Genomic DNA, 6,440 nt, shown 5'->3' with positions numbered 1-6,440 from the left:
CTTCCGGGCCATGTCGGCGGTGATCGCCGAGATGGACAGCTCCGGCGGCGATATCGGGCGGCTGGGCCACGGGCTGGGGACGCAACTGACCGAACAACCCTCGCATGCCGCGTTCGATGAGACTGTGCTGGAAGAGGGTATGGCGCTGACGCTGGAACCCTCGCTGTCCTACGGCGACGGCCTGATGATGGTGCATGAGGAAAACATCGTCGTGCGCGCCGGGGGGGCGGAATTGCTGTCTGCCCGCGCGCCACAGGACCTGCCCGTTATCTGACATGCGGGGGCGGGCGTGCAAACGCCCGTCAGGCCTGTTGGTCGTCGGCCCGCAAGGTGAAATCAGCCTGAGAAGGCGTTTTCGGGGCGTTGCGGACCTTGCCAGACGTGCAACGCAAGCCGGGCGAGTGCCTGCCCGTGGGGTGGCGCAGCGACCTGTAATCGGGGTGCTTTATGGCCGCAAAGCCCCTCTGACCTCATTCGATGCGAGTCGCCGCAAAAGCGCCAGCCCGCCGGGACGGGCAGGCGCTCGCCCGGCACCTTCGGCTTGATTCCGGGCGGAAGAGGGGCCGTCGTCAACGCCCGCAAAGGGCTCGGTCGCTGCCTGACGGGTGACCCGCGCGAGGAAGCCCTGCTGTTTGTTCACGGGCCGGGCGAGTGGGACTAGGTCACCAGCGGCCACCTCACGCAATCGCAAGGTGTCCAATCGAACCACCACCAGGGCATCGGACTTCAGACCGGAATCGCAGTCGTCTGCCGCACGGTCCTGAGCGCGAAACTTGAATGCATCTGCGCGACACCGGGCAAGCGGGCAAGGTATTGGCGGTGGATGCGCGCGAAATCCTCGGTATCCTCGGCGATCACCTTCAAAAGGTAGTCCGCCGACCCCGCCATCAGGTGGCATTCGAGGATATCGGGCACCAAGGTCACTGCCTTCTCAAACGCCTCCAGCACCTCATCGGCCTGACCCGACAGCGTGATCTCGACAAAGACCGTGGTCGGCCGCCGCATCTTGCGGGCATTCAGAAGCGCCACGAACCCGTCGATATAGCCTTCCTCCTCCAGCCGCTGCACGCGGCGGTGACAGGCCGAGGGCGAGAGGTTCACACGTTCGGATAATTCGGCATTGGTGATGCGGCCCTGCTTCTGCAAGACCCCAAGTATGCGCCGGTCTGTCGCGTCGAGTTCCATATCCGTGCAATCTTCTTCGAATAAACCTTCATTTCTTCGAATTTATCGCTGAAAACTCTGCGAAAAGCCAGCCGAATCTCAAAGCAATTTCATACCCGACAGGCCATGATCTGCGCAGGATTATTTCGGGAGGAACCCCCATGAAAATCGGATGCCCCAAGGAGATCAAGCCGCAGGAATTCCGCGTCGGCATGACCCCGGCTGCTACTCAGGAAGCCATCAACAACGGCCACAGCGTTGTCATCGAGACCAATGCCGGTGCCGGTGCCGGTTTTGCCGATACCGACTATACCGCTGTCGGCGCCAAGATCCTTGGCACCGCCAAGGAGGTCTTCGATACCGCCGACATGATCGTCAAGGTCAAGGAACCCCAGGCGGGCGAGCGCAAGATGCTGCGCGAGGGCCAGACGCTCTTTACCTATCTCCACCTCGCACCCGATCCGGAGCAGACGAAGGACCTTCTGGCCTCGGGCTGCACGGCCATCGCTTATGAAACCGTGACCGATCGCAATGGCGGCCTCCCGCTTCTGGCGCCGATGTCCGAGGTTGCGGGCCGTCTTGCGCCGCAGGTCGGTGCATGGACCTTGCAGAAGGCCAATGGCGGCCGCGGCGTGCTGATGGGCGGCGTACCGGGTGTTGGCCCAGCGAAAGTGCTGGTGATCGGTGGCGGCGTCGTCGGCACCCATGCGGCCAAGATTGCCGCAGGCATGGGCGCGGATGTGACCGTGCTCGACCGCTCGATCCCGCGTCTGCGGTATCTGGACGATGTCTTCGGCGGCACGTTCAAGAACTCCTATGCATCGGCATCGAACACGATCGAACTGGCGCGTCAGGCCGACATGATCATCGGCGCCGTGCTGATCCCGGGCGCGGCCGCGCCGAAGCTGATCAGCCGCGCGCAATTGTCGGAACTGAAGCCGGGTGCAGCCCTTGTCGATGTCGCCATCGATCAGGGCGGGTGTTTCGAGACCTCGCGCGCCACGACCCATCAGGACCCGATCTATGAGGTCGACGGCATCATGCATTACTGCGTGGCCAACATGCCGGGCGCGGTTGCCCGCACCTCGACCATCGCGCTTGGCAATGCGACGATGCCCTTCATGATCGCGCTGGCGAACAAGGGCTGGAAACAGGCCTGTGCCGACGATGTGCACCTGCTGAACGGCCTCAACGTCCATGCCGGCAAGCTGACCTATGCCGCCGTGGGCGAGGCGCTCGGCCTCGACACGATCGATCCAAAACTGGCGCTCGCCGCCTGACGCGCGCCACTCACGCGAAATGGAAAGCCGGGCCAGCGAAACTGGCCCGGCTTCTTCGTGAGCGATGGCAGTCTGATCAGCCCCGGCACTCGGGATGTTCGATGAGGTCGCGGGGATCGTCGCAGCCCGACCCGCCCGGCACGCGCGGCTTGCGGCGTTTGTCGATGGTCGTCTGCTGGTCGCTGACGTAGATTCCCGCCAAATCGTTCGTGGCCGCGAAGACGGGGGTAATAGCCGTCAGGCCGAGAGCGGCGGCAACGGCGAGCGTGATGGTCCTGTTCATTGTTTGCTTCCCTGTTGATGTGAACGAAATCACGCTACGCCGCCCCGCAGGTTTCGCATATCGACCAAGGTCGCGCCTATTGTCATGACTCTTGCGACAATGGTCTCAGACCATGGAGGATTGTCGATCAGACCTTGGTCGCCGTCGAGCACAACGGGTTTGCCCAGACAGCCGAGCAAATGCGACGGAAAGAGAATCCGGGCCGACAGGTCGGCCCGGCTCAACGGATATCCATAAAGGCGCGCGGCTTGAAACCCGCCCCGCCCGCGATTCAGCCACTACAGCCTGCGTGTTCAGCGACATCGCCAGGATCGTCGCAGCCCGAGCCGCCCGGAACCCGCGGACGTGAACGGCCGCTGCCAGAGGCATCATCATTGCTGCCGCCACGATGGCGGTCTGAACCGTGGCCGCCGCGCCGGTCGTCATCACCGCCGCGTCCCCGGCCCCTGCCCCGCCCCTGACGGTCGAGAACCGAGTTGTCATTGTCGGCAACGATCCCGGCAATATCCGGCATCGCGGCAAAAACCGGGGCGGCTGGGGCGAAGGCAGCGCAGGTTGCCGCCGTTATCAGAAGCAGTCGTTTCATCGGGTGTCCTCCATGTCTCATGACAGGACCCAATCTACTGCGCCCTCCGCCACATCCCCATCGACCAGCGTCCTGCGATCCGCACGGACCAGAGACCCGCAATCCCGACGACCATGGGCCCGCGCACTGTCAGACCTTGGTCGGCGCAATGCCGGAAGTCGGCAGCGGTTATGCTCCGCCGGAATGCCCGATGACCACGCCTTGCTTGACTCGCGCCGCCCACTCGCCTACATCCGCCGCAATCCCGGAAGTGGCAAAGCTTCCGGTCCCGGGCTCGATCCGGGATCGCCACCAGTCAGCGCGTCGCGCCCACTGGTGCGTTTTGTGTTTGGGCGCCTTCGCCGCTATGTCGGGGGCAGTGAAGTCGAAAAGGCCAAGGAGGGCCATATGTTCGAGAACCTGTCAGAACGCCTCGGCGGCGTCTTCGACCGGCTGACGAAACAGGGCGCCCTGTCTGAGGATGACGTCAAAACCGCGCTCCGCGAAGTCCGCGTGGCTCTTCTGGAGGCCGATGTCTCGCTGCCCGTCGCGCGTGATTTCATCAAGGCGGTCGAGGGCAAGGCCACCGGAGCGGCGGTGACGAAATCCATCACCCCCGGCCAGCAGGTCGTCAAGATCGTCCATGACGCGCTCATCGACGTGCTGCGCGGCGCCGAAGACCCGGGCACGCTGAAAATCGACAACCCGCCCGCGCCGATCCTGATGGTCGGCCTGCAGGGCGGCGGCAAAACCACCACCACCGCCAAACTCGCCCGCCGCCTGAAGGAGCGCGAGAAAAAGCGCGTCCTCATGGCCTCGCTCGACACCAACCGCCCGGCCGCGATGGAACAGCTTGCCATCCTCGGCACCCAGATCGGCGTCGATACGCTGCCGATCGTCAAGGGCGAAAGCGCGGTGCAGATCGCCAAGCGCGCCAAGCAGCAGGCAACCTTGGGCGGCTATGACGTCTACATGCTCGACACCGCCGGGCGTCTCCAGATCGACCAGGTCCTGATGGACGAGGTGGCCGAGGTCGCCGTCGTCACCAAACCGCGCGAAACCCTCCTCGTCGTCGACGGGCTGACCGGTCAGGTCGCGGTCGAAGTCGCGCAGGAATTTGACGCCAAGGTCGGCATCACCGGCGTGGTTCTCACCCGGATGGACGGCGACGGACGCGGCGGTGCCGCCCTTTCCATGCGCGCCGTGACCGGCAAGCCAATCCGCTTCGTGGGCCTTGGCGAAAAGATGGACGCGCTTGAGACCTTCGAGGCCGAGCGTGTCGCGGGCCGCATCCTTGGCATGGGCGACATCGTCGCCCTTGTCGAAAAGGCACAGGAAACGCTTGAGGCCGAACAGGCCGAGCGCATGGCCAAACGCTTCGCCAAGGGCCTGTTCAACATGAACGACCTCAAGTCCCAGCTTGAGCAGATGCTGAAGATGGGCGGCATGCAGGGCATGATGGGCTTGCTGCCGGGCATGGGCAAGGCCGCGAAACAGATGGAGGCGGCGGGTTTCGACGACTCGATCCTCCGCCGCCAGATCGCCCTCATCGGCTCGATGACGAAAAAGGAACGCGCCAACCCAGCCCTCCTGCAGGCCAGCCGCAAGAAGCGCATCGCCGCCGGTGCCGGGCTTGAGGTTTCCGAACTCAACCAGCTTCTGAAGATGCACCGCCAGATGGCGGACATGATGAAGAAGATGGGCAAGGGCGGAATGATGAAACAGGCCATCAAGCAGATGATGGGCAAGGGCGGCATGCCTGATCCTGCGAAGATGAGCCCGGCCGAGATGGAAGCCATGGCCAAGGGCATGCAGGAAGGCATCGGCGGCGGCAAGCTGCCGGGCGGCATGGGCCTTCCCGGCGGTCTTGGCGGCATGAAACTGCCTGCGGGGCTTTCGGGTCTCGGCGGTCTGGGCAAGAAGAAGTGACGGTCACGCCGCCACATATCGCAATTGCCCGCATCGTCCGGGTCAATCACGCCGGTGAATACGGCGCGATCCGGATTTACGGTGCGCAGATCCTTGTCAGCCGTTGGCTTTGGCGTGGCATCGTGGCGCCGCTCAACACACTTCGCAGCCATGAAATCGAACATTGCCGTCTTTTCAAGGCGGCAATGCCGGCGCGCGGGTCCCGCCCCTGCCGGACAATGTGGCTCTGGAGCATGGGCGGCTGGCTACTGGGCTTTTTCTGTGCGGCACTCGGCCCAAGGGCGATCTGGGTCTGTACCGAAGCCGTCGAGAAAAACGTTCACCGCCATCTTGCCGACCAGTTGAGCTATCTGCGTGGCCATGACGCAGAGCTTCATGACCTGATCGACAGCATTCGCGAGGAAGAGGAAGGCCATGTGGCACTCGCCCTCGAAAATCGCGGCGATGAGAGTGCACTGACACGCCTCCTGGCCAAGTCCATCGACATCGCCGTGAACAGTGTCATCTGGCTTTCGACCTGGGGCGACAGCGCAAGGATGCGCCGCGATCTCGGGGGGCTCGCATGACGCCTCCCACGCTCCACACGGAACGCCTCATCCTCCGCGCCCCGCGCCTTGCAGATTTCGAGCATTGGGCAGCGTTCTTCGCCTCCCCCCGCTCGATCTACGAACGGGGCATGATGGGCCGGGAAGAGGCGTGGAAGAACTGGGCCGCCGATGTGGCGCTCTGGCCCCTGAAGGGTTACGGCCCCTTCGGCCTCGATGACCGCGAAACCGGCGCTTATGTGGGTGAGGTCGGCATATATGAATTCATGGGCTACCCCGAACCCGAACTTGGCTGGTTCACCGTGCCCGCAGCCGAGGGCAAGGGCTATGCTGCCGAAGCCGCGCGCGCTGTCATGCTCTGGGCGCGCCAGACCTTCGGCTGGGACCGGCTGGTCAATATCATCGATCCCGCGAATACCCGCTCCATCGCGCTCGGCCTCCGGCTCGGCGGTGTGATCGATCCGACGCTGCCCGGCACCGATCCGGGCGATGTGGTGATCCGGCATGACCTCAGGGGGCTCGCATGACCCCGCATCTGGCCGACACGCCCGTCCTGACCACCGACCGCCTGACCTTGCGTGCGCCGGTCATGGCCGACTGGCCCGCCTGGCGCGACTTCGTCGCCTCCGACCGGTCGCGCTATATTGGCGGGCCGCTTGATGAGGGCAAGGCAT

9 protein-coding genes are annotated in these 6,440 nt (G+C 64.2%); 5 read left to right on the top strand and 4 right to left on the bottom strand.

Translation table 11 applies throughout. The features are described 5' to 3' along the window. On the top strand, nucleotides 1-274 hold a 274-nt coding region (locus tag WBB85_RS11760), incomplete at its 5' end, for a M24 family metallopeptidase (protein WP_432638801.1). 452 nt (nucleotides 275-726) lie between these two features. On the opposite strand, the gene WBB85_RS11755 is transcribed toward WBB85_RS11760, so the two are convergent. Next, complete coding sequence (locus tag WBB85_RS11755; protein WP_282370311.1) at nucleotides 727-1,185, bottom strand: Lrp/AsnC family transcriptional regulator; 459 nt, start codon at nucleotides 1,183-1,185, stop codon at nucleotides 727-729. Nucleotides 1,186-1,325: 140 nt separating this feature from the next. Here WBB85_RS11755 and ald point away from each other — a divergent pair, with 140 nt between their 5' ends. After that, nucleotides 1,326-2,444: an alanine dehydrogenase gene (gene ald / locus WBB85_RS11750; protein ID WP_432638800.1), complete on the top strand. Its 1,119-nt coding sequence runs from the start codon at nucleotides 1,326-1,328 to the stop codon at nucleotides 2,442-2,444. A 76-nt stretch (nucleotides 2,445-2,520) separates the two neighbouring features. Here the strand turns inward: ald and WBB85_RS11745 are convergent, their stop codons facing one another. The 3 genes from WBB85_RS11745 to WBB85_RS11735 are packed head-to-tail and all read right to left on the bottom strand — an operon-like array spanning nucleotide 2,521 to nucleotide 3,313. After that, the gene (locus WBB85_RS11745) at nucleotides 2,521-2,727 is read right to left on the bottom strand and encodes a hypothetical protein (RefSeq protein WP_432638799.1); all 207 of its coding nucleotides are present in this window, start codon (nucleotides 2,725-2,727) and stop codon (nucleotides 2,521-2,523) included. Nucleotides 2,728-2,756: 29 nt separating this feature from the next. Next, the gene (locus tag WBB85_RS11740; RefSeq protein ID WP_432638798.1) at nucleotides 2,757-2,951 is read right to left on the bottom strand and encodes a hypothetical protein; all 195 of its coding nucleotides are present in this window, start codon (nucleotides 2,949-2,951) and stop codon (nucleotides 2,757-2,759) included. Between the two features lie 47 nt (nucleotides 2,952-2,998). After that, on the bottom strand, nucleotides 2,999-3,313 hold the full coding sequence (locus WBB85_RS11735; protein ID WP_432638797.1) for a hypothetical protein: 315 nt from the start codon (nucleotides 3,311-3,313) through the stop codon (nucleotides 2,999-3,001). A gap of 387 nt (nucleotides 3,314-3,700) precedes the next feature. Here WBB85_RS11735 and ffh point away from each other — a divergent pair, with 387 nt between their 5' ends. From ffh to WBB85_RS11720, 3 genes are read left to right on the top strand one after another with little or no spacing between them, the layout of a single operon-like run. Next, nucleotides 3,701-5,221: a signal recognition particle protein gene (gene ffh, locus WBB85_RS11730; RefSeq protein ID WP_432638796.1), complete on the top strand. Its 1,521-nt coding sequence runs from the start codon at nucleotides 3,701-3,703 to the stop codon at nucleotides 5,219-5,221. Further along, nucleotides 5,218-5,787, top strand: a complete 570-nt coding sequence (locus WBB85_RS11725; RefSeq protein WP_432638795.1) for a demethoxyubiquinone hydroxylase family protein — start codon at nucleotides 5,218-5,220, stop codon at nucleotides 5,785-5,787. Before ffh ends, WBB85_RS11725 begins: the two co-directional genes overlap by 4 nt. After that, nucleotides 5,784-6,293, top strand: coding sequence for a GNAT family N-acetyltransferase (locus WBB85_RS11720; RefSeq protein ID WP_432638794.1), 510 nt, complete (start codon nucleotides 5,784-5,786; stop codon nucleotides 6,291-6,293). Before WBB85_RS11725 ends, WBB85_RS11720 begins: the two co-directional genes overlap by 4 nt. Nucleotides 6,294-6,440: the final 147 nt, after the last annotated feature.

Origin of the sequence: Albidovulum sp. (genome assembly GCF_049646345.1) — a bacterium.
Classification (GTDB): Bacteria; Pseudomonadota; Alphaproteobacteria; order Rhodobacterales; family Rhodobacteraceae; genus Albidovulum.
Note: the sequence above shows the minus strand (reverse complement) of the source record. Positions and strands in the feature narration are given on the sequence as shown.

Bases quoted from the DNA above. Each gene is read 5' to 3' on its own strand.
- WBB85_RS11755 (WP_282370311.1), bottom strand. From the start codon at position 1,185: ATGGAACTCGACGCGACAGACCGGCGCATACTTGGGGTCTTGCAGAAG.
- ald (WP_432638800.1), top strand. From the start codon at position 1,326: ATGAAAATCGGATGCCCCAAGGAGATCAAGCCGCAGGAATTCCGCGTC.
- WBB85_RS11745 (WP_432638799.1), bottom strand. From the start codon at position 2,727: ATGAACAGGACCATCACGCTCGCCGTTGCCGCCGCTCTCGGCCTGACG.
- WBB85_RS11735 (WP_432638797.1), bottom strand. From the start codon at position 3,313: ATGAAACGACTGCTTCTGATAACGGCGGCAACCTGCGCTGCCTTCGCC.
- ffh (WP_432638796.1), top strand. From the start codon at position 3,701: ATGTTCGAGAACCTGTCAGAACGCCTCGGCGGCGTCTTCGACCGGCTG.
- WBB85_RS11720 (WP_432638794.1), top strand. From the start codon at position 5,784: ATGACGCCTCCCACGCTCCACACGGAACGCCTCATCCTCCGCGCCCCG.